At 69.0% G+C, this 1,457-nt stretch carries 1 protein-coding gene; it reads left to right on the top strand.

The features are described from left to right. Positions 1-1,404: IS21 family transposase (gene istA, locus LRG07_RS13585; RefSeq protein WP_238642724.1), on the top strand; the 1,404-nt coding region annotated here is incomplete at its 5' end. Positions 1,405-1,457: the final 53 nt, after the last annotated feature.

Below are 1,457 nucleotides of genomic sequence, written 5' to 3'. Positions count from 1 at the left end.
GCCCAGGCCGCTGGGCTCGGATGGCCGCTGCCCGAGGATCTTGACGATCATGCCCTGGAGCAGCTGCTTTTCCCGCATCGCGCCGGTCCTCGCCCTGACCTCCCGCCGGAGCCGGACTGGGAGCAGGTTGCCCGCGAGCTCACGCGCAAGGGCGTGACCCGCCACCAGCTCTGGCTTGAGTACCGCGAGCAGGAGCCGAAGGGCTACGGTTACTCGGCGTTTTGCGTCCACCTGCGCCGCCACCTGGGTCGAGAGCAGCCGAGCATGGCGCAGGTCCATACCGCCGGCGAGGCGCTCTACGTCGACTACGCGGGCATGACCCTCCCGATCCATGATGGCGAGACCGGTGAGCAGCTGCCGGCGCAGGTCTTTGTCGCCGTGCTCGGCTGCTCGCAACTGGTCTACGCCGAGGCGTCGGCGACTCAGGGCAGCAGCGACTGGCTCAACGCCCACATCCGTGCGCTGACCTACATCGGCGGTGTGCCCGAGTGCATCGTCCCGGACAACCTCAAAAGCGCCGTGCAGCGACCCCACCGCTACGATCCGCAGCTCAATCGGGCCTACGCCGAGCTGGCCGCGGCCTATGGCTTCGCCGTGGTCCCGGCGCGGGTGCGTGCCCCGAAGGATAAGGCGCTGGCCGAGAACGCCGTGCTGATTGTCGAGCGAGAGATCCTCGCACCCATGCGCGATCGGCGCTTCTTCAGCCTGGCGGAGGCCAATGCGGCGATCCGCGAGCGGCTCGATGCGCTGAATGAGCGGCCTTTCTCGCGCCGTGCCGGCAGTCGCCGGCAGCGTTTCGAGGAACTCGAGCGCCCGGCACTGCGCCCGTTACCGACGCACCCCTTCGAGCCGGCCATTTGGCGCCGTCTGCAGCTCGGCCCGACCTACCATGTCGAGCACGCCGGGCACAGCTACAGCGTCCCGCACGGGCTCATCGGCCAGGAAGTGGAGCTGCGGATCACCGCCGCGGCGCTCGAGGTTTTTCACGCCAGCCTGCGCGTCGCCGCCCATCCACGCCACGACGGCCCAGGGCAGAGCACCCTGAACGAGCACATGCCGCCCCACCACCGGGCCTACGCGGCGCTCGACGGCGGGCAGATGCTGCGTTGGGCTGAGGGCGTCGGTGTGGCGACCGCCACACTCCTGCGCCAAGAACTCGAAAACGGCCCCCTACGCCGTGCAAGGCGCCTGGCCGAAGGACTCCAGCGCCTAGCCCGACATTACAGCCCACAGCGCCTGGAAGCGGCCTCGGAGCGGGCACTGAGCCTGGGGGTGGGCAGCTACACGAACCTGAAGTCGATCCTGCGTCGCGGTCTGGACCGTCAGCCGCTGGATGGGGAGCGGCGAACCGAGGCCACGCCCATCGAGCACACCAATGTGCGCGGCCCCGGCTACTACCACTGATCGCCCCCACCACGGAGAGATCCTGATCATGTTACCGCATCCGACCCTGGAGA

The organism is Halorhodospira sp. 9622 (genome assembly GCF_022228025.1).
GTDB lineage: Bacteria > Pseudomonadota > Gammaproteobacteria > Nitrococcales > Halorhodospiraceae > Halorhodospira > Halorhodospira halophila_A.
This window is presented reverse-complemented; position numbering and strand designations above follow the sequence as displayed.